Below are 23,841 nucleotides of genomic sequence, written 5' to 3'. Positions count from 1 at the left end.
TTACCTCTATTTCTCAAATAATTCGCTAAAAGTTTATTTCTCAATCGGTTAAGTCAAACCGAGAAAAATCTAAAATAAATAATAAGATGAAACGTATAATCGGCATCCTTTGTGGATTATTCTTTTTCTTGTTTTCGTTTGCACAAGAAACCTTTCAAAAGGAAACTTATATCTCTTCCCGTGGAGATACATTGTTGTATCGTTTGTTGCGTCCAGAGGTGATGAAACCTGATGAAAAGTATCCTTTGGTGCTTTTCCTGCATGGTGCCGGAGAGCGTGGCAATGATAATGAGAAACAATTGGTTCATGGTGGGCAGATGTGGCTTAATCCTGTAAACCGCGAAAAGTATCCGGCGTTTATTTTGGCTCCGCAGTGTCCTGAAACCGGATATTGGGCATATACGGAGCGCCCTTCATCTTTTGCTCCGGCAGATATGCCGTTGGAAGTGCCTGTTTCTCCTATTTTCCGTACGTTGAAAGAGTTGTTGGATTTCTATCTGGCCATGCCGCAGATAGACAAAGACCGTATCTATGTTATGGGACTTTCTATGGGAGGAATGGGTACATTTGACATGGCTGTCCGCTATCCGGAGATTTTTGCGGCAGCAATACCTATTTGTGGAACAGTGAATCCGGCACGGTTGAAGGCTGGCAAATCGGTCAAGTTCCGTATTTTTCATGGAGATGCGGATAATGTAGTAACTCCTGAAGGATCGCGTGCAGCATATCGGGCCTTGAAAGCTATTGGTGCCGATGTGGAATATATTGAATTTCCTGGTTGTAATCATGGTAGTTGGAATCCGGCTTTCAACTATCCTGATTTTATGGAGTGGCTGTTTAATCAGAAGAAAAAATGATGAGAGTATTGTCTGTTATCGGAATTCTCTTTTTAGGGGGCGCTTTTTTTACTTCTTGCATCACTTCTGGTCGGGTAAGTACTTTTGTGGTATTGCCGGATACGCAGACTTATCTGGAACAATGTCCGGAGGTCTTTGATTCGCAAGTGGACTGGTTGGTTGCCAATCGTAAGAAAATAGATGCCGTGTTCCAAGTGGGAGATTTGACACAAGATAATTCTCCGGTGGAATGGGCGTATATGCAGAAAGCCTTTCATCGTATTAGCCAAGCAGGAATACCTTATTCTGTCGTATGGGGAAATCACGATATTGGCAGTAAGCCCGGTAAGTTTTCGGACGTGCATAACACTGCAATGGCCAACAAGTATTTTCCTCTTTCCGATTATATGCAGAAGAACTATTGGGGAGGCAGTGCGGATGGAAAGACATTGGATAACTATTACATAAACCTTAGGTCGGGCGATACCGATTGGATGGTCTTGAATCTGGAATTCGGGCCTTCTGATGAGGCTCTGCAATGGGCCGATTCCATAGTGGGTATTCATCCGGATAAGCTTGTCATATTGAATACACACGCCTATTTGTATTGTGACAGTACGTTGCATGACGGGAAAGACTGGTGGCGCCCTCAAGGATATGGCATCGGCAAAGAGTCTGGGCGCACAGTGAACGATGGTGCTGGAATCTGGGAGAAATTGCTTCTCAAACATCGCAATGTGATAGCTGTCTTTTGTGGGCATGTCTTGAAAAGCGGAGTCGGCACGCTGGTCTCTATAGGGAAAGAGGGAAATAAAGTGTATCAGATGCTGGCAAACTATCAGCGTGGTGTGGAAGGTAGTAGATTGGGAGGTGAAGGCTACTTACGTATTGTAACTTTTAACCGGAAGACAAGGGAGATAGATGTGAAAACCTATTCTACTTGGAATAAAGCCTACCACCCCTCCGAACATCATAACTTTAAGTTCAAAGAGGTGGACTTTGATAAATATCTACGCTGAGACTTAAGTCCTTTCAGCGTAATCTCCGTTACTTTTTATCAGTTCTATCAGCTTTTCTACCGCCTCTTCTTCGGGAATGTTCTTTTCGATACACTCCTTCTTCTTGTAGAGGCTGATTTTGCCTCGTCCGGCGCCCACATAGCCGTAGTCGGCGTCTGCCATTTCTCCGGGGCCGTTGACAATGCATCCCATGATTCCTATCTTGAGTCCTTTCAGATGGCCGGTGGCTGCCTTGATACGGGCAATGGTACTTTCCAGGTCGTAGAGGGTGCGTCCGCAGCCGGGACAAGAGATGTATTCGGTCTTGCTGGTACGTACACGTCCGGCTTGCAGGATACCGAAAGCAGTGGCATCCACTACTTTGCCGCTTATGGTTTCTCCTTGGTTGAAGAGAAGGATACCGTCACACAGACCGTCGAAGATGAGTGCTCCCATGTCTGCCGCCGCTTTGATTTGCAGATTTTCCAATTCGCTCTCTGCGTAGTGTTCAAAGAAGACTACCGGGTTCTTCAGGCCTTCCTTCATCATCTGGTGTGCCAGGGCGCGTTGCTCTCCCAACCGGTTGGGATGATTGCTTTGCGAAATCAATACGACTTCCGGATGATACTTCAGGCAGGCGATGGCTTCGTCATTCAGCCCCATATACGTGATGAAGAGGAATTTCAAAGAAGCGCCGCAGCTGCTTAGGAAAGGAAGCTGGTCTCCTTTAAAGGCAGGCCAGGTATTGTCCGGTTCCGTTCCGCCGTTACTGTGCTCCATCCAGACATCGGCATCGATGATACATTGCATGCCTTCCGGAAGTTGTTCGGGGATGGAACGTCCCGTATAGATATAGTCCGGCACGAATTGCGGATTGAAGTCCATGTCCTCGTCCAGGCGTGCGGCAATGACCACGGGCAGATTGTCTCCGCCGATATTGTGTACGGCGGCAGTCTCGCGGCGGGTGGGAGAGAGATAATTGAATTCCGGCACATCTGCTCCGGGGATATAAGGATGGTCGTGGCGCTGCACGATATAGTCCACCAATTTGCGGGCTACGGGGATTTCCGCCTCCGGAGCTTCGCTCAGGGAAACCCGGATGGTGTCACCCAAGCCGTCTGCCAGCAGGGCGCCGATGCCCAAGGCCGATTTGATGCGTCCGTCTTCTCCGTCTCCGGCTTCCGTTACACCGAGATGCAGCGGGAATCGCATACCTTCCTGCTCCATGACGGCTGCCAGCAAGCGTACTGTCTTTACCATGACCACTGTATTGGATGCCTTGATGGAAATGACCACATCCGTGAAATTCTCTTGTACGCAGATGCGCAGAAACTCCATACAAGATTCCACCATGCCTTCCGGTGTATCGCCATAGCGCGACATGATGCGGTCGGATAATGAACCGTGGTTTACGCCGATGCGGATGGCAGTATGGTTCTCCTTGCAGATATTAAGGAAGGGTACAAAGCGGTCGTGTATCTTCTGCAACTCCTGGGCATACTCTTCATCGGTATACTCCAAATGTTTGAAAGTACGTGCTGCATCCACATAGTTTCCCGGATTGATGCGGACTTTTTCTACATACTGTGCTGCTACGTCCGCTACCTTCGGATTGAAGTGAATGTCGGCGACAAGCGGCACCATATATCCGTCCTGGCGTAGGCCTATGTTGATATTCATCAGGTTTTCAGCCTCTTTGATACCTTGGGCCGTGAGGCGTACATACTCTCCTCCGGCGTCGACAATACGTTTGGTTTGCGCCACACTGGCTTCTGTGTCCTGCGTAGCGGTGTTCGTCATACTTTGTATGCGGATAGGATTGGAGCCGCCCATAGGGGTGGCTCCGATGTTTACTTCTGATGTTTCCCGTCGGGAATAGTTGAATAAATCCACGATGATATTTACAGTTAAAGGATTAAAAGATTTACGATTGGATGATTTACGATGTACGATTGAAGATACCAAGAAGTAATTTCAATCGTACATCGTAAATCATCCAATCGTAAATCAATTGGTTTTGTATTCGTACTTCACATCCTTCAAGTCCTCATTTGCCTTGACTATTTTCTTTTTCAGCCCTTCTTTGTAGGTGGCAAATGTTTCGGCCAATGAGGAATCGCCCAATGCCAGCATTTGTACGGCAAGGATGGCAGCGTTCATGGCACCATTAATGGCAACGGTGGCTACCGGTATGCCCGGAGGCATCTGGATGATGGAGTAGAGGGCATCTACGCCATCGAGTACGGACCCTTTTACGGGAACCCCGATTACCGGCAGTGTGGTATTGGCAGCAATGACGCCGGGCAGGGCGGCAGCCATACCGGCAGCGGCAATAATCACTTTAATGCCGCGTTGGCGGGCATTCTTGGCAAATTCCTCCACTGCTTCCGGTGTGCGGTGAGCAGAGAGAGCGTTCATTTCGAACGGTACATGCAGGTCATTGAGCAATTGTGCGGCCTTCTCCATAACGGGGAGGTCGGAAGTGCTGCCCATGATGATGCTAACGATTGGAGACATGAATCTTTAAATTATTAAAGGGTTAATTTTATAAGGGTTAGGGATTAACGATTAGGGGTTAGGGACTGCGCTATCATTCCGTCCGGTGCTAATCGCTAACCCCTAATCCTTTCATTTCATTCGTTTATCAGCGCTTTGTAGGCTTCGGCATCCAGCAGGCTGTCGAAGTCGGCATCAGCGGTGGGTTTGATTTTGATGAGCCAGCCTTCGCCGTATGGGTCCTGGTTTACCAGTTCCGGCTGGTCGGCAAGGGCTTCGTTTTGCTCCAGAATCTCACCGGTTACGGGCAGGAAGAGGTCTGATATGGTTTTTACTACTTCGATGGTGCCGAACACTTCGTCGGCAGCCAATGTCTCACCTTCGGTCGGGATGTCGACAAACACAATGTCGCCCAGTTGCTCTTGTGCATAATCGGTAATACCTACATAGGCTACATCACCTTCCAGGCGAATCCATTCGTGTTCTTTGGTGTACTTTACATTAGTCGGGAAATTCATGATCATTAGTTTTTAAGGGTTGATACTATGTAAATTAAAAGTTGAAAATTAAAAATTAAACAAGGCTCTTAAAAGAGGAAGATTCGGAACAGTATGTTGCTCAGCGGGTGGAGTACCAGCAACGAGCAGATAAGCCCTACGGCAAAGCCTCCCATAACTTCGCCCAGTGTGTGGTGTCGCAGGATGATGCGGGCGGTGCCCAGCACGCCAGCCACCAGTATAAAGAGGCATAGCCACCATACGGGATTGTAGCTGAACAAGGCGCTGAAAGCTACCAGTCCACCAATTACGGCTCCGGCGCCTGCCATGTGTTCGCTCAGTTTCCATTTTAAGTTGACAATGACGCAGATTATCATCACTACCAGGGCGGAGAGTATGATACCGGTCATGTACCACGGGATATTGAGCCGGTGCATCATGAGCAGGCAGAATACATAAGAAGTGATGGTCAGAATAAAGGGAATGTATCTCCTTTTTCGTTCCACCAGTTCTTCCGGACTGAAACCGTTGATTTTGCGGAAGATGAAGATAGTCAGTGTAGGCATCAGGATGGTGAAGCAATACACCACGCCCAATACTATCAACTTGTACTGCAACGGCATGATGCGCAGGTACGAGAATATAAACAGAACCAGAAAAGCCAGAAAAGGGATGGAGAACGGTGTGAATACCGCCGAAATCACTTTCGCTGTTCTGATTAAAGTTTTATCTGCTATAATATGCTCTTCCACAACCTAATTTTATTTACGATTTGACTATTTACAATTTACTATTTGAATGCACTAATCTTTAAACCTTAATCCCTAATCGCTCATCCTTTTCTCTCATCTTCTCAGTCTTGCCACGGGGATATTCATCTGTTGGCGATACTTTGCCACCGTGCGGCGGGCTATGGGATAGCCTTTCTCCTTCAGCAGCTCGGTCAGTTCGTCATCGGTCAGAGGCTTTTTCTTGTCCTCGTTGTCAATGCACTCTTTGAGTATCTTGCGTATTTCGCGTACAGACATCTCTTCGCCGTCTTCGGTTGTGTAGCCGTCGTTGAAGAAGAACTTCAGCGGGTAGATGCCGTAGTTGGTCTGTACATACTTGCTGTTGCTCACACGGGAGATGGTCGAGATGTCCAACCCGGTGCGTTCGGCAACATCTTTCAGAATCATGGGGCGGAGCAATGACTCGTCTCCTTCGAGGAAGAAAGGACGTTGCAGGTCTATGATGGCCTGCATGGTAGTCATCAGCGTATTCTGGCGTTGCTTCACGGCGTCGATGAAACCTTGTGCGGCATCCATTTTTTGTTTGAGGAACATCATGGCTTCGCGGGATTCCTTGGACTGGTTGGCCCGGTTCTTGGTGTGTTCTTCCACCATCTCGGTGAAGTCGCGGCTCATGCGCAGTTCCGGCACGTTGCGGTTGTTCAGTGTCACGTTGATGGTACCGTCGTCATAAGTGTCTACCAGGAAGTCGGGCACAATCTGCTGCATGTTCTTGCCGATGGCTTCGCCGAGCGAGGCACCGGGACGGGGATTCAGCTTGCAGATTTCCTTAACGGCTTGTTGCAGGGTATCTTCGCTGATACCTAATTTCTGCATAATCTTGTCCCAATGCTTGCGGGTGAACTCTTCGTAGCACTGGGTAAGAATATCTTCTTCTATATAGTATTGTGGAGGCGAGGGCATGGGCCGTTGCGCTTCCTTGCGTCGAATCTGGATGAGCAGGCACTCTTGCAGGGTGCGGGCGCCCAGACCGGCGGGGTCGAAGTCTTGTATAATCTTCAATACTTCTTCCAGCTCTTCGGGAGAAGCGTCGATACCGGCGTAGATGGCGAGTTCGTCGCTGATACTGTCCAGCGATTTGCGCAGCAGGCCATCGTCGTCCAGCGAGCCGATGAGATATTCGGCCAGTTCGCGCTGGTGCGGAGTCAAGTCCTGCTCGCCGAGCTGCTGGCGCAAGGTTTCATAGAAGGAGGTGGCGTCGGAGAAAGGAATTTCTTCTGCCTGCTCCCCTTTGCTGCGGTTGTTCTCCTGCAGCTTGTAGTCGGGGATATCGTCTTCGTTCAGATAATCGCTTAAAGAATCATAGCTGGTGTCTCCACCGTCTTCCGTTCCGGTTTCCGTATCAGGAGTGTCGGGGTATTCGTCGCCGGGAGTATCCTCCTTACCCTCTTCCAGTGCCGGATTTTCCAGAAGTTCGGCACGTACACGGTCCTCTAGTTCCACGGCGGGAAGTTCCAGCAGCTTTACCACCAGAATTTGTTGCGGCGACAGCGTTTGTATCTGCTGTTGCGCTTGGGTCTGTACTTGTCGGGAGCCTTGTGCCATATTTTTATAAATTATTCAATGCACTCATTGTGCATCTTCTTTCAGATATTTACCGCAAAAATAGTGAATAGTTCGATAACACGAAACCTCTCTGATGATATTTAACAAGAAAAGAGAAAACAAGCTTTTGCCAATAGCTTGGCAAGCTTTTGCCATGCCTATGGCAAGACTTTGCCAACGCGGTGGCAAAACTTTGCCAAAGGCTTGAAAAACGTTGGCAAAATAGTCTTCTGATTATGAACTATATAGATTAATCTCCTTTTTGTATTATCTTCTTTCAAAGATTATCTATATCTTTGTCCTATAACTACTAAAACAAGGAATGTTATGTTTGCTAAAGAAACGTATGTGCAGCGCAGGGCCCAGCTGAAAAAAACGATAGGCTCCGGAGTGTTACTGTTTTTGGGTAACGATGAACAAGGTTTGAACTATGAGGACAATACTTTCCGTTACCGCCAGGATTCCACTTTTCTCTACTATTTTGGCTTGTCGTTTGCCGGGCTGTCAGCTCTCATCGACATAGATGAAGATAAAGAAATCATTTTTGGCGATGAGCTGACCATCGACCATATTGTCTGGATGGGTACCCAGCCCACCCTTCACGAAAAGGCTTCTGCTGTGGGAATTTCCGAAACCCGTCCTTTTGCCGACATCGTCGGTTATCTGCACAAGGCTGTACAGAAGGGACAGACCATCCATTATTTGCCCCCTTATCGTGCCGAGCATAAGTTGAAACTGATGGACTGGCTGGGTGTTCCTCCGGCACGTCAGGAAGGGTCTGTGCCGTTTATCCGTGCGGTGGTGGCACAGCGCAACTACAAGTCGGCAGAAGAAATAGCGGAAATAGAAAAGGCATGCGACGTGACTGCTGACATGCACATCACCGCAATGAAGGTGCTTCGTCCGGGCATGTACGAATACGAGGTTGTGGCCGAAATGAACCGTATCGCCGAGATGAACAACTGCGAGCTGTCTTTTGCCACGATTGCTACTGTCAACGGCCAGACCCTGCATAACCACTATCACGGCAACCGGGTGCAACCGGGAGACCTTTTCTTGATTGATGCCGGCGCCGAGCTTCCTTCGGGTTACTGTGGCGACATGTCGTCCACCGTGCCTGCGGACAAAACTTTTACTCCACGCCAGCGTGCCGTTTACGAAATCCAGAACGCCATGCATCTGGAGTCTGTTAAAGCGCTTCGCCCGGGCATTCCCTATATGAAGGTGTACGAGCTTTCCGCCCAAGTGATGGTGGAGGGGCTGAAAGAGCTGGGATTGATGAAGGGCAATGCCGAAGATGCCGTGCGCGAAGGGGCGCATGCCTTGTTTTATCCCCATGGACTGGGCCATATGATGGGGTTGGATGTGCACGATATGGAGAACCTGGGTGAGCTCTGGGTAGGCTATGACGGTCAGCCCAAGAGTACGCAGTTCGGCCGAAAGAGCCAGCGCCTTGCCATCCCTCTGGAACCGGGCTTTGTGCATACGGTTGAGCCGGGCATCTACTTCATCCCCGAGCTGATTGACTTATGGAAAGGAGAGAAGAAGTTCATGGACTTCATCAACTACGATAAGGTGGAAGAATACCGCAATTTCGGCGGCATCCGTAATGAGGAGGATTATCTGATTACCGAAACGGGAGCACGTCGCTTGGGCAAGAAAATTCCACTGACACCGGAAGAGGTGGAAGCGTTGCGTTGACAACCACATCCTTAATATACACAGAGAGCCGTTTGTCCCGATAATGCCGGTGGCAAGCGGCTCTCAAATTTAGGGGTCATACAGATTGTATTATGTATGGTTTATGCGTGCAGTTCCAGTACGAACCGTGCTCCCTTGTTGTAGCTGCTGTCTAGTGTCAAGCTGCCGTTCATCTTGGTGGCAATCAGTGAGCAGATGGGGAGTCCCAGGCCGTCGCCTTGCGTCAGGTCTTTCACTTCGGTGAAAGGCTTGAAGATGTTTTCGCGTTGCTCCTCGGGGATACCGCAACCGGTGTCGCTGATGATGAACTGGTGGGTGTGCGCACCACGTTTCTTGAAGTCCAGCCATATTTTTCCTCCAGCAGGGGTGTACTCGGCGGCGTTTTCCAACAAATGCAGCAAGACGCGTTCCAGTTGCTCAGGATTGATTTTCACATTCAATTTGGGGGTATTCACGGTCAGGGTGACATCTTCTTGTGTCATTCCTTTGATTTTGTCCATGATGCCTTCACAGAAAGTGGAGATATTCTTCTCCTGCACTTCGTAGGGTTCGGACAAGGTGGTTTCCAATTCGGACAGTTCCTGGATATGGTTGGAGAATGCATGCAGGGCTTTTACGCCCGGCAGTGAGGCGTCGAGCGTGTCCAGTGTCGGTTCCATTTGGGCGGAAATGTTCTGGATAAATTTGGTTTTCAGCTCATTGTGCTCATTAGCAATGCTGATGGCCTTCTTCTGTTTACGGGTGAGGATGATGAAACGCAGCAATACGATGGCGCCGAATACCAGTGCGGCGGCAAGGATGGCGGCGAGTATGCAAAGCCCGATGATGATGTACTGCTTGGCGCTTAGGGAATCATCTTTCTCCTGGATAGTGGCCAGGCTTTCATCGTATTTCTTCTTCAGGGCGTTCAGTTCCTCTTGGGCGGTAAGCGCCTTTACGGAGTCGGTCCATAGGATGTACTTGTCGTAGGTGCGTGCCACCAGTCCGGCATTGTTTGCTTTGCGGGCGATACTGATAAGAGTCTTGTAGCATTCGTCTACTTTGGCGTAGTTCTTCTGTTCCTTATATTGCCCTATCAGGCGGTTGGTGGCGGCATCACCTTGCGCATTCATACCGAAGGTGTAGTAATAGTTGGCCTGCGTATAAAGCAGGTCGTTGCTCAGAGAGTCGTTGTGAGAGGCTTTGGCGGTCTCTTCCAGTTTGGTCAGCTGTTCCTTGGCGCGTGCGGGATTTTTCAGGTTGATGTACATCTGCAGGCGTTCCTTGTTGATGCGGAAACGTAGGTTGGGCATGGCCTTGCCCGTTTTCTGTTCGCCGGTTGCCACCACTTGCTCGGCACCGCGCAGCAGTTCAAAAGCTTCTTTATAGTAATTCTCCCGATGGTAGAGGGCGCTGGCATTGACGCCGCATTCCACTGCCTGGGCATACTTGTCTTGCGTGGCAAAGGCATTGTAGGCTTGCAGGAATAGATAGCGGGCTTTGATATATTCTTTTTTCGTAAGATTTTCTTGTGCTTGTTTCATCAATTCGTCTGCACGGTTTTGCGCATGGAGTTGAGTAAAGATGCAGAAAGTCGCTAAGAGAAGTATCGAAATAATTTTTTTCATGTGTACGTTTGTTTTATTTGCTCACAAAGTTAGAATAAAAACTTAGTATTTGAAGCTACTGCCTCCTAAAAATTCTCTCAATAAGGATGTCGGTGGAATTTCTTTGTCCTGCACGGGGGTGAAATATTTGATGAATTTCAGCAACCGGTAGGCTTCTGCGTATTCCGGACAGTTCCGTGGAACACTGGTAAGGATGGGCTCTGCGTGGCAGCGGAGCACGGCAAATTCGAACAAGAGGGCGGAGTTGAACATGACATCGGCATTTTCCTGGTAGGGGAATATCCATTTGTCCTCGCCGGCACGTACACTGGGCCAGCGTGAAATGGTCTCTTGTGCCGAGTAGCCGCGGTAGTTGAAGTCGCGGATGATGCGGCGCAGCAGGCGGTTGTCCGTGGTGGGAATCCAGTTGTGGTCGTCCAGCGAGATGGTGGTCAGGGCGGATACATAAATCTTGTATTTGCTGGCGGCGGGAATCTGTGGTGTCAGTTCAGGGTTCAGGGCATGGATTCCTTCCAGGATGAGGATGGTATGCTCGTCGATGCGAAGTTTGTCGCCCTTGTACTCTTTCTTCCCGAGGTTGAAGTTGAAGCGGGGCAGCTCCACTTCTTCGCCACGGAGCAATGCCTGCAGCTGGGTGTTGAAGAGTTCGAGGTCGAGGGCGTAGAGTGATTCGTAGTCGTAGTTTCCGTTTTCGTCGCGTGGGGTGTCTTCACGGTCTACGAAGTAGTTGTCCAGCGAGATGGGATAGGGACGCAGGCCGTTGGTCATCAACTGCACGCTGAGCCGCTTGCTGAAAGTCGTCTTTCCGGAGGACGATGGACCGGAGATGAGTACGAGCTTCACCCGGTTTCCGTTTTCACCGCGGTGGTAGATGTCGTCAGCTATTTGGGCTATCTTTTTCTCCTGCAGGGCTTCGGCTACGTTGATGAGGTCGGTGGCATGGCCTGTCTCGCAAGCCAGGTTGAAGTCGCCCACGTTACTCAGCCCCATGATGTAGTTCCAGCGCAGGTGTTCCTTGAATACGTCGAGCATCTTCTCCTGTTTCACCACTTCTTCCAGTACATTCGGGTTCTCCTTGTTGGGGATACGCAGCAGCAGGCCGTCGTAATACTTCACGATGTCGAACAGCCAGATGAACCCGGTACTGGGCAGCAGGTTGCCGTAGTAGTAGTCTACGGTGTCGCCCAATGTGTAATAATAGGTATATAGCGAGCCGGAGGTTTCCAGCAGCTTAACCTTGTCGTTCATGCCCCGTTCGCTAAAGATACGCACAGCCTCGGTGGTGTGGCATTCTACACGATGGTAGGGGATGTTTTCGGCGATGATTTCCTGCATCCGTTTCTTGATGGCGGTCACATCTTCCAGCTCTATGGAACGGCCGATGCGCAAGTTACAGAAGTAACCTTTGGATACCGGATGCTCTACGAACAGTTTTCCTTCCGGAAACAGCTCGCTGACAGCTTTGTAAAGAATGAAGCAGAGGGAACGGACATAAGTGCGCATGCCTGAGGAGTCACGTATGTCGAGAAACTCTACATCCTTATTGTTGTATACACGGAAATTCAGTCCTTCGGAACGGTTGTTGACTTTTGCACTGACTACCTGATAGGGGAAATTTAGATTAAAACCGTAATAAATATCCAAAAGTGAGCTCCCTATAGGGAATTCTTTAGAAATATTATTATTTTTGCAACAAATTTGTAACATGTGTTTCATGATGTCTCGTTTTTAGTGGGTTGACACGTTAAATATAGGACATTATAACACGTGAAGGAATGAAACACCTTAAATAATTAAAGATGGAATATTCTTTTTATGATTTTTTAAAGCTACTCGGCTCATTGGCACTGTTTCTTTACGGAATGAAGATTATGAGTGAGGGGCTTCAAAAATTTGCCGGTGACAGACTGCGGAAAATATTGACCGCAATGACAACCAACAGAGTGACCGGTGTGTTGACGGGCGTGCTGATTACAGCACTTGTACAATCTTCCTCTGCAACCACGGTGATGGTTGTAAGTTTTGTCAATGCGGGGTTGTTAACGCTTTCACAGTCCATAGGTGTCATAATGGGTGCTAATATCGGTACGACTGTTACGGCATGGATTATTTCAGCTTTAGGTTTCAAGGTGGACATTGCCGCCTTTGCTCTTCCTCTTCTTGCTTTCGGCATTCCTCTCCTCTTCTCTCAAAAAAGTAACCGCAAGTCTGTCGGTGAATTTATTTTCGGTTTCTCATTCTTGTTCATGGGGCTTTCCTATTTGAAAAACAATGCTCCTGACTTGAGCCAAAATCCTGATATGCTGTCATTTGTGCAGGACTATACCGACATGGGCTTTATCTCCATACTCCTTTTTGTGGGTATCGGTACGGTGTTGACCATGATTGTGCAGGCATCTGCGGCAACTATGGCCATTACGCTTATTATGTGCGCCAACGGCTGGATTAGTTTCGAATTGGGGGCAGCACTGGTTTTGGGAGAGAATATCGGTACAACCATCACGGCAAACCTTGCGGCGCTGACCGGTAATACGCAGGCGAGGAGGGCTGCTTTGGCTCATTTGGTATTCAATGTGTTTGGTGTGATATGGGTGTTGTGTCTTTTCACCCCCTTTACCGAGGCTGTGTCATGGTTCGTAGAGAACGTGATGGGTACTAAAGATCCGGCTGTGGCCGTATCCTTCAAGCTTTCGGCATTCCATACTTGCTTCAATATCTGCAACGTGCTGATATTGATATGGTTCGTGAAGTTTATCGAACGTACGGTCTGTGCCATTATTCCAATGAAGGAGCAGGACGAGGAATATCGCTTGCGTTTTATCTCGGGCGGTATGCTTTCTACGGCAGAGCTGTCCATCCTGCAGGCAAGCAAGGAAATACATCTCTTTGCCGAACGTACCCGCCGTATGTTCGGAATGGTGCAGGACTTGCTGCATACGGAGAAGGATGATGATTTCAACAAAGTGTTCAGCCGTGTGGAGAAGTACGAGAATATCAGTGACAGCATGGAGCTGGAGATTGCCAATTATCTGAATCAAGTGTCCGAAGGGCGCCTGAGTTCGGAAAGTAAGTTGCAAATACGTGCCATGCTGCGTGAAGTGACGGAGATAGAGAGCATCGGCGACAGCTGCTATAACCTGGCACGTACCATCAACCGCAAGCGCCAGACCAATCAGGATTTCACCGAGAAGCAGTACGAGCATATCCATTTCATGATGAAGCTGACGGATGATGCCCTGGAGCAGATGATTGTCGTGGTGGAACATCCGGAGCATGCAGGCGCGGATGTGAACAAGTCCTTTAATTTGGAGAACGAAATCAATAATTACCGCAATCAGCTGAAGAACCAGAATATCTTGGATGTGAACAACAAGGAATATGATTACCAGATGGGTGTTTACTATATGGACATCATTGCGGAATGTGAAAAGCTGGGCGACTATGTGGTGAATGTAGTGGAAGCCAGCAGCGATATAAAAGAAAAGAAAGCGTCTTAGGACGCTTTCTCAAATTCTTCTTTGCCTACTCCACACAAGGGGCAAACCCAATCTTCGGGAAGGTCTTCGAAAGATGTTCCCGGTTCTATTCCATTTTCAGGGTCGCCCAATTCAGGGTCATAGACATAATCGCATACAGTGCAAATGTACTTTTCCATAAATTTCTTTTTTTAGGTTTATTCTCTTATAATAACGTTTAAAAGCCCTTTTTGTTCTATTGTTGAACAAAAATAGTTTATTTTTGTTCTCTATTAAAACAACATTTTATGAAAATGACCGACAAGCTGTTCAGGGCGATTATGCGGAATCTGCACGCCTATGTACTGCTGATAAACCGCGACTTCACTGTATTCTACACCAATTACTACGATATTACCGGAGCTGTAAAGCCTGCCGAAACTGGACGGGTGGGAGATATTCTGCGCTGTAACAATGCCTTGTCGGCAGCAGGAGGTTGCGGCACTCACGATTTGTGTGAGCACTGCCCCGTGCGGAATGCCATAGAGAATGCCTTTGTGGTGCAAAAGAACTTCACGGATTTGGCAGCTATTCTGAATCTTAGGGATAGCGAAGGCAGAACTACGGAATGCAATGCTTATGTTTCCGGCGAGTATATGGAGATTGAGGACCGCGACTGCATGGTGATTACCGTGCATGACATTACCCGGCTGAAACAAGTGGAAGCTGAATTGAAACTGGCACGTGAGAAGGCAGAGAATGCCGACCGCTCCAAATCGGTGTTCCTGGCGAATATGAGCCATGAAATCCGTACCCCGCTGAACGCAATTGTCGGATTCTCGGAATTGCTGGCCTCTGCATCGACAGACGAGGAGAAGACACAGTTCCTGGAAATTGTGCAAAGTAACAATGAAATGCTGCAACAGCTGATTGCTGATATTCTGGACCTCTCGAAGATAGAAGCCGGAACATTGGAATTTGTGTTCTCGGATGTGGACATCAACCAGATGATGTCCGATTTGGAACAACAGTTCCGTATGCGGGTGGCTGAGCTGGGTAGTGGAGTGCAGATTGTCCGGGAGGCTTCTGAGAAGGAATATACCATGCATACAGACAGAAACCGGCTTGCACAAGTGGTATCCAATTTTATGACGAATGCCCTGAAGTTCACCCAGGAAGGCAGTATTACCCTCGGATTCAGACCCTATGAGGAAGGTCTCTATTTCTACGTAAAAGACACGGGAACCGGTATTCCCCAGGAAAAGTTGCCACATGTTTTTGAACGTTTCGTCAAGCTGAAGCAGGAAAAGAACGGTACCGGACTGGGACTCTCCATTTGCCAGACCATTGTCCGCAAATTGGGGGGCGAAATAGGCGTGGAATCGGAAGAAGGGGCAGGTTCGACTTTCTGGTTCATATTGCCGTGGGAGCCTGCAACCAGACCGAAACTGGTGAGGGAAAAAGAGAATCAATGACAGTCAATTAATCACTAATCATTATATAGGTATTGTTTTCCCGGATTATTATTGTATTTTTGCGTTCCAAAATTAAACCTAAAGACTTGCATGACTGCAATAAAGGATGATTATTATCATGTCGGACTGACCGACGAACAAGTGCGGAAGAGCCGCGACGAACATGGAGTAAATTTATTGACGCCTCCTAAACGGCCTTCCTTATGGAAATTGTATCTGGAGAAGTTTGAGGACCCCGTAGTAAGGGTATTGCTGGTTGCCGCTCTGTTTTCTTTGATTATTTCCATTGTAGAGAATGAATATGCCGAGACTATCGGCATTATAGTAGCCATTCTGCTGGCTACCGGTATCGGTTTCTTCTTTGAGTATGATGCCGGAAAGAAGTTTGACCTGCTGAATGCAGTGAACGAAGAAACTTTGGTGAAAGTAATTCGTAACGGACATGTGCAGGAGATTCCCCGTAAAGATGTAGTGGTGGGTGATATAGTGGTGCTGGAAACCGGTGAGGAGGTTCCGGCGGACGGTGAATTGCTGGAAGCCATTTCCCTGCAAGTGAACGAATCGAATCTGACCGGTGAGCCGGTAGTGACGAAAACTACCGTAGAAGCTGACTTTGACGAAGAGGCTACGTATGCTTCCAACCGCATTTTGCGCGGTACAACGGTGGTGGACGGACATGGCACCATGCGTGTGGAGGCTGTGGGCGATGCTACGGAAATCGGTAAAGTGGCACGTCAAAGTACCGAACAGAATACGGAACCTACTCCGCTGAATATTCAGTTGACCAAATTGGCCAATCTGATTGGAAAGATTGGCTTTTCCGTAGCGGGTCTGGCTTTTCTCATTTTCTTTGTAAAGGATGTGGTACTGGTCTATGACTTTTCTTCATTTCATACCTTCCGTGATTGGCTGCCGGCCTTGCAGGCTACTTTGCAATACTTTATGATGGCGGTTACCCTGATTGTGGTGGCTGTGCCCGAAGGCTTGCCGATGAGCGTGACACTCAGTCTGGCGTTGAATATGCGTCGCATGCTCTCCACCAACAACCTGGTGCGCAAGATGCATGCATGCGAGACGATGGGAGCCATTACAGTGATTTGTACCGACAAGACCGGTACATTGACCCAAAATCTGATGCAGGTGCATGAACCCAATTTCTATGGTTTGAAGAATAACGGGCAGCTGGGGAATGATGACCTCAGCAAGCTGGTAATGGAAGGTATCAGTGCTAACTCTACTGCTTTTCTGGAAGAAGAGGTGACTGGCGAGAAGCCGAAAGGGGTGGGTAACCCCACGGAGGTGGCACTGCTGCTTTGGCTGAACAGCCAAGGATGCGACTATCTGGCGCTGCGTGAGAAAGCTACGGTTATCGACCAGCTGACTTTCTCTACGGAAAGGAAATTCATGGCTACCCTGGTGCAATCCCCCCTGATTGGGAAGAAGGTGCTGTATGTGAAGGGAGCTCCCGAGATTGTTTTGGGTAAATGCAAGGATGTCATGTTGGACGGCAAGCGTGTGGATGCGGTGGAATACCGTTCTACAGTGGAGGCTCAGTTGCTCAACTACCAGAATATGGCTATGCGTACACTTGGCTTTGCATTCAAGATTGTGGATGATGCGGAAGCGTCTGATTGTGTGTCATTGGTTGCTGAAAATGACTTGTCGTTCCTCGGTGTGGTTGCCATCAGTGACCCTATCCGTCCGGATGTGCCTGCGGCCGTTGCCAAATGCCAGTCGGCAGGTATCGGAGTGAAGATTGTGACGGGAGATACACCGGGTACGGCTACCGAGATAGCACGCCAGATTGGTCTGTGGAAACCGGAGGATACGGAAAAGAACCGCATTACGGGAGCTGCATTTGCCGAATTGACGGATGAGGAGGCATTGGACCGTGTGATGGACTTGAAGATAATGTCGCGTGCACGCCCCACAGACAAACAGCGTCTGGTGCAGCTGTTGCAGCAGAAAGGTGCGGTAGTGGCTGTGACGGGTGACGGCACGAATGATGCTCCTGCGCTGAACCATGCGCAAGTGGGACTTTCGATGGGTACCGGGACCTCCGTTGCCAAGGAGGCCAGCGACATCACGCTGCTGGATGACTCCTTCAACAGTATAGGTACGGCCGTGATGTGGGGACGTTCTCTATATAAGAATATACAGCGTTTCATTGTTTTTCAACTGACTATCAATTTTGTGGCTTTGTTTATCGTTCTCCTGGGTTCACTGGTGGGTACGACGCTTCCTTTGACCGTCACGCAGATGTTGTGGGTGAACCTGATTATGGATACGTTTGCGGCCCTGGCCCTGGCGTCCATTCCACCCAGTGAGAGCGTGATGAAGGAAAAACCGCGTAAGAGTACGGATTTCATTATAACCAAGTCCATGAGGTATTACATTCTGGGAATGGGGTCTGCCTTCCTGGTGTTACTTATGGGAATGCTCTTCTGGTTTAACAGTGAAGAGGGGGGGATGACTACCTATCGGTTGACTGTGTTCTTCACGTTCTTTGTTATGCTTCAGTTCTGGAACTTGTTCAATGCACGTGTGTTCGGCACTTCGGACTCGGCGTTCAAGGGCATTTCTAAATCTTATGGCATGGAGCTGATTATACTTGCCATTTTGGGCGGACAGATACTGATTGTACAGTTTGGTGGAGCTGTATTCCGCACAGTGCCGCTCGATTTTATGACTTGGATGACGATTGTCGTTTCTACTTCGTTTGTTTTGTGGATAGGTGAACTGGTTCGCCTTATCCGACGTTTAACACAGAAATAGTGATGAAAAGAAGAGGAATCAAGAACCTTATTATTGATTTTGGCGGAGTTCTGATTGATTTGGACCGCCAGCGCTGTTTAGAGAATTTCAGAAAGCTGGGATTGCCGGACGTGGAAGTCATGTTGGACCTCTATCACCAGCAGGATTTCTTCCAGAAATATGAAAAAGGGTTGATTACCAGTGCGGAGTTCCGGGAAGTGATTCGTGGAAAGATAGGGAAACCGGTGACTGATGCCCAGATAGATGACGCCTGGAACAGTTTCCTAGTGAGTATTCCTACTTTTAAATTGGATTTACTGTTGGAACTGCGCAAAAAATATGTGGTCTATCTGCTGAGCAACACCAATGAAATCCATTGGCAATGGTCGTGTCTGCACGCGTTTCGCTACAAGGCTTTCCGTGCGGAGGACTTTTTTGAGCATATCTATCTCTCTTATGAGATGAAGATGGCAAAACCGGATGCCGATATATTTCAGAAAGTACTGGATGAGACCGGTATTCTTCCCAACGAGACTCTTTTCATTGACGATTCTGAGGCCAATTGCCGGACAGCGGAGGCGTTGGGTATTTCTACCTATACGCCAAAGGCCCACGAGGATTGGAGACATGCAGTTGTTTTGTGAAACATCGGACATTGGTTCCCGTCCAAGTGTAGCCACTATCGGTTTCTTTGACGGAGTACATCGGGGACACCGCTACCTGATAGAGCAAGTGTGTGCGGTAGCTGCCGGGCGTGGGCTTGCTTCGTCGGTCGTGACTTTTCCGGTACATCCGCGTAAAGTGATGCAGGCCGATTATCATCCGAAGTTATTGACCACTTGTGATGAGAAAGTTTCCCTGCTTGCCAAGACTGGGGTGGATTATTGCATGATGCTTGATTTTACTCCTGAAATAGCCCGGCTTTCGGCACGGGAATTCATGTCCATACTGAAGGATCGCTATCAGATACAAGCTTTGGTAGTGGGGTACGACCATCGTTTCGGGCATAACCGCAGCGAGGGTTTTGAAGACTATGTGCACTATGGTCGCGAATTGGGTATGGAGGTGCTTCTTGCGCGCGCGTATTCTTATAGTAAGGAGACATCGGTAACGGAGGTTACTGTCAGCTCCTCGGCTATTCGCGGTCTGTTGCTGGAGGGAAACGTTTCGGAAGCTGCCGAGTATCTGGGATATGATTTCTTTTTGGACGGTACGGTTGTCGGTGGCTATCAGGTGGGGCGTAAGATAGGTTTCCCTACGGCTAATCTCCGTGTTTCCGATCCTGACAAGCTGATTCCCTGCGATGGTGTGTATGCCGTCCGTGTCTGTGTTGAAGGCAAGGAGTACGGCGGTATGCTAAGCATTGGCTACCGGCCTACGTTGGAGAACGGACCCGATCGCAGTATTGAGGTCCATATATTCCGGTTTGATGCTGATATTTATCAGCAGCCGATGCGTCTTTCCTTTGTGCGCCGCACCCGTCCTGAACTGAAATTCGACAGTATAGAAGAACTTATTGCCCAGCTTCACCGTGACGAGGTGGAGATTAAATCCATTCTTTCTTTATAAACATAAGGCGAGGTCATTTATCCCCTTGCAGTTCTATGTATTTTCCCGTTTGAAGTGTTTGTTTTCTGTATATTTATCGTAAAACGCGTTTTTTTTATTGTTTTTCGATAAATATTTTCTGTTTTTCTTTGTCATATCAAAAAAAGGCCTTTTATTTGCATATCGAAAAACGATAAATGATTATCGAAAAACAAAATAAAGAACTAATAAAACAATAACGGTATGAAAACTTTAGTAATGACAACAATTTTTGTAGTGACAGTAGTGATAAATGCTTTTGGTGGTAATATCCAGGAAAACTTTGCCTATAATGAAGTGATGAACGGAAATCAGGTGGAGTCCCAAATTGTATATAAAGTAGAGAACGGTAAGTTTCTGCAGAACCATTTGAAATACAATTTCACCTATGATGCCCAAGGGCGTACGATACAGAAGGAGGCGTTGAGATGGAACGAGATTGAGCAGGCGTTTGAACGCTTCTATTGCTTGAACTACAATTATACGGAAGCCGGTACGGATGTGGAATATGCCTTGTGGGACAACAAGACGAATGCCTACTCCGATGTGAAGGAAAAAGCTGTTTATCTGCAGGCGGGAGATGACATCAACTACTTGAGTTACAAATGGAGTAAGAAGGACAACGACTGGAATCTGTTGGTGGAACATGCCACTGCGGAGGAAGACGTATTGCTCCTGGCAGTAAAATAAATGAAGAACAATATAGAAATGAGGGAGGGGTTTAGGTTATGAGAAGAGCATTCATGAGTATTACACTATTGGTATTGTCACTTTCTACAGTGATGGTGCTGCTGATGGGACTTGTTGCCACAGCTTGACGGATTGACAGAGAAAATGTGTATCTTTGCGAACTTTTAGACGAATAGAACAATGAAAACGGCAATAAAACTAGTATTGATTTACTTTTTGATGCAGATTGTAGGAGCACTGTTTGCAGGACCTTTCTGTCTGCTGTATACGTATTTCGCTTATGGAACTTTCGACATGGACAAGGCTGGTCAGATTGCTGTGGCGCCTACCATGCTGCTGGGCTTTGTTTTCATGGGACTGTACTTGTGGCGCAAGAACTACCTGACGGGAGACAAGCATCTGTATTCTCCGGTGTCAGTCCCTTATCTGGCATGGAGCCTGCTTGCCGGAATGACTTCCATATGTATAATAGGTCTTCTGATGTCCGAACTTACTTTTTTGCCCAATTTGTTGGACCAGACATTTGATATACTGCAATCCGGTTGGCTGGGTATTCTCTGTATTTCTGTTTTGGGACCCGTACTGGAAGAACTGCTTTTCCGTGGTGCCATTACCAAGGAGCTGCTTCGCAGATATAGCCCGGCAAAGGCTATCTTGTTTTCCGGGTTGATATTTGGTATCTTTCATCTGAATCCGGTTCAGATAATAGGTGCTTGCCTCATCGGTTTCTTGCTTGCCTGGCTTTATTATAAGACACGGAGTCTTATGGCATGTATTCTGATACATATCATGAATAACGGCTTGTCTGTCTATCTGAGCCTGAAACATCCTGAAATGGAGGATGTGACACATCTGCTGAGTAACCCGTATGTACTGGTTTGGGCAGTGGTTTTCATATTGTTGCTTCTACTCTCCTTGAAACAACTGAATAAATATAATATATCTGATACTAATACAACAACTGAATTATGAAAAGAAGATTGAACATTCTCTGCCTGGTGGTAATGCTTGTACTGAGTTACTCGGTATTGGAGCAGGGGTACTATATCTTTCTGGGAGCCAAGATGGGGGCGCAGACCGGACTGGAGCTGGGAAAGAAAGGGAGTGACATTGCTGCCTACAAGGAACTGATGAACCTAAAGGTTGTCAACCTGATACCTTCTTCCATGGAGTCGTTTGATTTCTTCAGGGATTCCGTCTACAATGAGAAAAGCAGGAGTTATGTGCCTGCAGCCTACTCTTCGTTGATGGTCAGCGTAGATTCTCATGATTCTGTCGGGAAAGTGGTGGCAAAGTATTTGCTGATATATCTGCATTTGGGCTTTTCCCTTTGGGCGGTAGTATTGTTTATCCGCTTGATAATCTCTATCAACAAGTCCGACATCTTCAACTGGCGGAATGTACGTCGGCTGCGTCGATTGGGAATGGCACTGGTTGTCAGCTTCTGCTGTACCTTTGCGTCATCATATCTTGATTTTATAGGTATCGATACCGTATTCTCGCTGCATGGTTACGAGCTGAGCCTCTCAGAATTGGTGAGCACTACCACGCTGGTACTTGGGCTTTGTTCGCTGATTGTAGGTGAAGTGTTTGCCATTGGATTGAAAATGAAGGAAGAGCAGGATTTGACGATTTAATAATAAGAAGAACGGACAGAGATATGAATAAAATCAGAGTATGTGCCTTCCTGGCTTTGGTAGTGTTTATTGGTAGTGTTGTAACGGATATGTTTAGTGGATTTATGGACGGCTGGAATGAGGCGGGCGACCAGAAGGATTTTCATGCCTTACCCTCTGTGTCACTTTTGGTGCGGGCAGATGATACGCTGCCTGCTGATACTTTGATTAGTGCGGCACAGGATACGCCCATGTATTGCAATACAAGTGAGGTATCGGTGCAAGGTTTCCGTAGTACGAAGTGGCGGTGGGTATCGTTCTTGCTGTTTCCTGCGGGACTGTTTGCGCTTTACGGGTTCTATAGTGTGGCGCGGCTGGTGCTTACTGCCACGAAAGGCGAGGTGTTTGTGCACAAGAATGTGCGTCGGATGCGCATCTTTGTCTATGCGCTGATTTCGGTGAGTCTTTTATTCGAGTTGCAGCAATGGGGCATCTATCATGACTTGGCTTCTCAAGTGCGGCTGGAGGGATACGAGGTGTTGCCTTATTCTTTCAAGTATGCTTGGTTCAATTATATGCTGTTGGCATTGTTCACCGAGATATTCGCCATCGGCGTGAAGATAAAGGAAGAGCAGGATTTAACGGTTTAATGTGGGGGGAGGATTATGAAAAAGATAAGTATATTGGGTATCCTGGCTATATTGGTCATTGTTGCAGAGTTTACCTATGCGATGATAGCGGGCTGGGTGGATATGAAGAATAGTTTTCTTGAGGGTTACAATAGTGTAAATGTGCATTCGGGAACTCCACAGCCGGAGTATTCCGGTTTATTTGATAAGGTATATGTGGATGTAAGACCTTTGGAAACGACAGCAGTCGATTCCTTGACGAATCGTTTTGCCGATAAGTCAGTACCTTATCAGGTAAAGAGAATAGGCACTGTGATTGTCCCCACTGTCTGGAGTTCCATAGTGAACTTCTTTGCCATGTTTGCCATCATTCCTTTCTTTGTAGGAATCTATTGCCTGATACGTTTGCTGGTATCCATCTCAAAGCGGGAAGTGTTTACTTCGGATAATGTAGCCCGGTTGCGTTTCTTTACTTATTCGTTTGCTGCATTGTACGGCTTGATGACTTTGCACGATTGGCTGAATCATCTTGAAGCAGTGAAGCAAGTGGCTCTGCTGGGCTATGAAGTGGTTGCATCGCATGATACGGATTTCACATCCCTGGTTATTATAATTCTTTTCACCGAGATATTTGCCGCCGGGGTGAAGATAAAGGAAGAACAGGACTTAACTATTTAGGTGTGAGTGGGAAAAGAATAATTGATAAATAGAACACAATTATATGATTATAGTAAACCTTGACATAATGATGGCCCGAAGAAAGATATCTTTGGGCGAACTGGCGGAGAAGATTGATATTACGCCTGCCAATCTCTCTATTCTCAAAACCGGAAAGGCTAAGGCCATCCGTTTCTCTACACTGGAAGCAATCTGTAAGGAACTTGATTGCCAGCCGGGGGATATACTGGAGTTTAAGGAGGGATAAATAGGGAGAAGAAGGCGCAAGTAGAGGTTGAAATGCTTACCGCCTTAAGAAACTCCGTTTACGTACTACGGTAAACACCTTTACATACTACGGTAAACGCCTTTACATACTATGGTAAACGTCGTTACTTCATAATGTAAAAGCCGTTACATTCTGGAGTAATGTCTTTTCCTGATTTAGCTAGACGCTTTTTCTTTTTATAACCGATATCAGTAGACGGTTCTTGGAATGTTGTACTG

22 protein-coding genes are annotated in these 23,841 nt (G+C 47.6%); 14 read left to right on the top strand and 8 right to left on the bottom strand.

Annotated elements, in window-relative coordinates; genetic code table 11:
* The first annotated feature begins 86 nt into the window (after window positions 1–86).
* Window positions 87–857: a prolyl oligopeptidase family serine peptidase gene (locus tag ABUA47_RS13290; RefSeq protein ID WP_005834487.1), complete on the top strand. Its 771-nt coding sequence runs from the start codon at window positions 87–89 to the stop codon at window positions 855–857.
* On the top strand, window positions 854–1,855 hold the full coding sequence (locus ABUA47_RS13285; protein ID WP_035447140.1) for a metallophosphoesterase: 1,002 nt from the start codon (window positions 854–856) through the stop codon (window positions 1,853–1,855). Before ABUA47_RS13290 ends, ABUA47_RS13285 begins: the two co-directional genes overlap by 4 nt.
* 3 nt (window positions 1,856–1,858) lie before the next feature.
* Here ABUA47_RS13285 and ABUA47_RS13280 read toward each other — a convergent pair whose 3' ends face one another.
* From ABUA47_RS13280 to rpoN, 5 genes are all read right to left on the bottom strand, one after another.
* Window positions 1,859–3,727 carry a 4-hydroxy-3-methylbut-2-en-1-yl diphosphate synthase gene (locus ABUA47_RS13280; RefSeq protein ID WP_080708111.1) on the bottom strand — a complete coding sequence of 623 codons (1,869 nt, stop codon included), beginning with the start codon at window positions 3,725–3,727 and terminating at the stop codon, window positions 1,859–1,861.
* Window positions 3,728–3,841: 114 nt separating this feature from the next.
* Entirely contained in the window at window positions 3,842–4,351 is a 510-nt protein-coding gene (gene purE / locus ABUA47_RS13275) for a 5-(carboxyamino)imidazole ribonucleotide mutase (protein WP_009037672.1), read from the bottom strand.
* Between the two features lie 116 nt (window positions 4,352–4,467).
* Entirely contained in the window at window positions 4,468–4,848 is a 381-nt protein-coding gene (gene gcvH, locus ABUA47_RS13270) for a glycine cleavage system protein GcvH (RefSeq protein WP_034525976.1), read from the bottom strand.
* Between the two features lie 68 nt (window positions 4,849–4,916).
* Entirely contained in the window at window positions 4,917–5,579 is a 663-nt protein-coding gene (locus ABUA47_RS13265; protein ID WP_005830565.1) for a membrane protein, read from the bottom strand.
* Between the two features lie 93 nt (window positions 5,580–5,672).
* The gene (gene rpoN / locus ABUA47_RS13260; protein WP_008662635.1) at window positions 5,673–7,163 is read right to left on the bottom strand and encodes an RNA polymerase factor sigma-54; all 1,491 of its coding nucleotides are present in this window, start codon (window positions 7,161–7,163) and stop codon (window positions 5,673–5,675) included.
* 327 nt (window positions 7,164–7,490) lie between these two features.
* Here rpoN and ABUA47_RS13255 point away from each other — a divergent pair, with 327 nt between their 5' ends.
* Window positions 7,491–8,864: an aminopeptidase P family protein gene (locus tag ABUA47_RS13255; protein ID WP_005830557.1), complete on the top strand. Its 1,374-nt coding sequence runs from the start codon at window positions 7,491–7,493 to the stop codon at window positions 8,862–8,864.
* Window positions 8,865–8,965: 101 nt separating this feature from the next.
* Here ABUA47_RS13255 and ABUA47_RS13250 read toward each other — a convergent pair whose 3' ends face one another.
* On the bottom strand, window positions 8,966–10,471 hold the full coding sequence (locus tag ABUA47_RS13250; protein WP_035447133.1) for a sensor histidine kinase: 1,506 nt from the start codon (window positions 10,469–10,471) through the stop codon (window positions 8,966–8,968).
* Between the two features lie 42 nt (window positions 10,472–10,513).
* Complete coding sequence (locus tag ABUA47_RS13245) at window positions 10,514–12,187, bottom strand: nucleoside kinase (protein ID WP_005834505.1); 1,674 nt, start codon at window positions 12,185–12,187, stop codon at window positions 10,514–10,516.
* Window positions 12,188–12,270: 83 nt separating this feature from the next.
* Here ABUA47_RS13245 and ABUA47_RS13240 point away from each other — a divergent pair, with 83 nt between their 5' ends.
* On the top strand, window positions 12,271–13,968 hold the full coding sequence (locus ABUA47_RS13240; RefSeq protein ID WP_005834507.1) for a Na/Pi cotransporter family protein: 1,698 nt from the start codon (window positions 12,271–12,273) through the stop codon (window positions 13,966–13,968).
* On the opposite strand, the gene rd is transcribed toward ABUA47_RS13240, so the two are convergent.
* Window positions 13,965–14,126 carry a rubredoxin gene (rd, locus tag ABUA47_RS13235; RefSeq protein WP_005830549.1) on the bottom strand — a complete coding sequence of 54 codons (162 nt, stop codon included), beginning with the start codon at window positions 14,124–14,126 and terminating at the stop codon, window positions 13,965–13,967. The genes ABUA47_RS13240 and rd overlap by 4 nt on opposite strands.
* A gap of 108 nt (window positions 14,127–14,234) precedes the next feature.
* On the opposite strand from rd, the gene ABUA47_RS13230 reads away from it, so the two are divergent.
* The 10 genes from ABUA47_RS13230 (at window position 14,235) to ABUA47_RS13185 (ending at window position 23,602) form a co-directional block, all read left to right on the top strand.
* Complete coding sequence (locus ABUA47_RS13230) at window positions 14,235–15,401, top strand: sensor histidine kinase (RefSeq protein WP_035447124.1); 1,167 nt, start codon at window positions 14,235–14,237, stop codon at window positions 15,399–15,401.
* A gap of 90 nt (window positions 15,402–15,491) precedes the next feature.
* Window positions 15,492–18,176: a calcium-translocating P-type ATPase, PMCA-type gene (locus tag ABUA47_RS13225; RefSeq protein ID WP_005830544.1), complete on the top strand. Its 2,685-nt coding sequence runs from the start codon at window positions 15,492–15,494 to the stop codon at window positions 18,174–18,176.
* A gap of 2 nt (window positions 18,177–18,178) precedes the next feature.
* Window positions 18,179–18,799, top strand: coding sequence for an HAD family hydrolase (locus ABUA47_RS13220; protein WP_005830542.1), 621 nt, complete (start codon window positions 18,179–18,181; stop codon window positions 18,797–18,799).
* The gene (locus ABUA47_RS13215; protein ID WP_005830540.1) at window positions 18,783–19,724 is read left to right on the top strand and encodes a bifunctional riboflavin kinase/FAD synthetase; all 942 of its coding nucleotides are present in this window, start codon (window positions 18,783–18,785) and stop codon (window positions 19,722–19,724) included. Before ABUA47_RS13220 ends, ABUA47_RS13215 begins: the two co-directional genes overlap by 17 nt.
* Window positions 19,725–19,946: 222 nt before the next feature.
* Window positions 19,947–20,432 carry a DUF3836 domain-containing protein gene (locus ABUA47_RS13210; protein ID WP_005834518.1) on the top strand — a complete coding sequence of 162 codons (486 nt, stop codon included), beginning with the start codon at window positions 19,947–19,949 and terminating at the stop codon, window positions 20,430–20,432.
* A gap of 180 nt (window positions 20,433–20,612) precedes the next feature.
* Window positions 20,613–21,404, top strand: a complete 792-nt coding sequence (locus ABUA47_RS13205; RefSeq protein ID WP_005830534.1) for a CPBP family intramembrane glutamic endopeptidase — start codon at window positions 20,613–20,615, stop codon at window positions 21,402–21,404.
* A complete protein-coding gene (locus tag ABUA47_RS13200) occupies window positions 21,401–22,069 on the top strand; it encodes a DUF2975 domain-containing protein (RefSeq protein ID WP_005830532.1) in 669 nt (222 codons plus the stop codon). The genes ABUA47_RS13205 and ABUA47_RS13200 overlap by 4 nt, the downstream gene beginning before the upstream one ends.
* Before the next feature lie 23 nt (window positions 22,070–22,092).
* Entirely contained in the window at window positions 22,093–22,698 is a 606-nt protein-coding gene (locus tag ABUA47_RS13195) for a DUF2975 domain-containing protein (protein ID WP_005830530.1), read from the top strand.
* A 15-nt stretch (window positions 22,699–22,713) separates the two neighbouring features.
* The gene (locus ABUA47_RS13190; RefSeq protein ID WP_005830526.1) at window positions 22,714–23,355 is read left to right on the top strand and encodes a DUF2975 domain-containing protein; all 642 of its coding nucleotides are present in this window, start codon (window positions 22,714–22,716) and stop codon (window positions 23,353–23,355) included.
* Window positions 23,356–23,398: 43 nt separating this feature from the next.
* A complete protein-coding gene (locus ABUA47_RS13185) occupies window positions 23,399–23,602 on the top strand; it encodes a helix-turn-helix domain-containing protein (RefSeq protein ID WP_005830522.1) in 204 nt (67 codons plus the stop codon).
* Window positions 23,603–23,841: the final 239 nt, after the last annotated feature.

This window comes from Bacteroides sp. RTP31139st1_H2_RTP31139_211217, from assembly GCF_040227615.1.
GTDB lineage: Bacteria > Bacteroidota > Bacteroidia > Bacteroidales > Bacteroidaceae > Bacteroides > Bacteroides uniformis.
The sequence above is the reverse complement of the archived record's forward strand: the minus strand, read 5'-3'. Positions and strand labels throughout refer to the sequence as shown.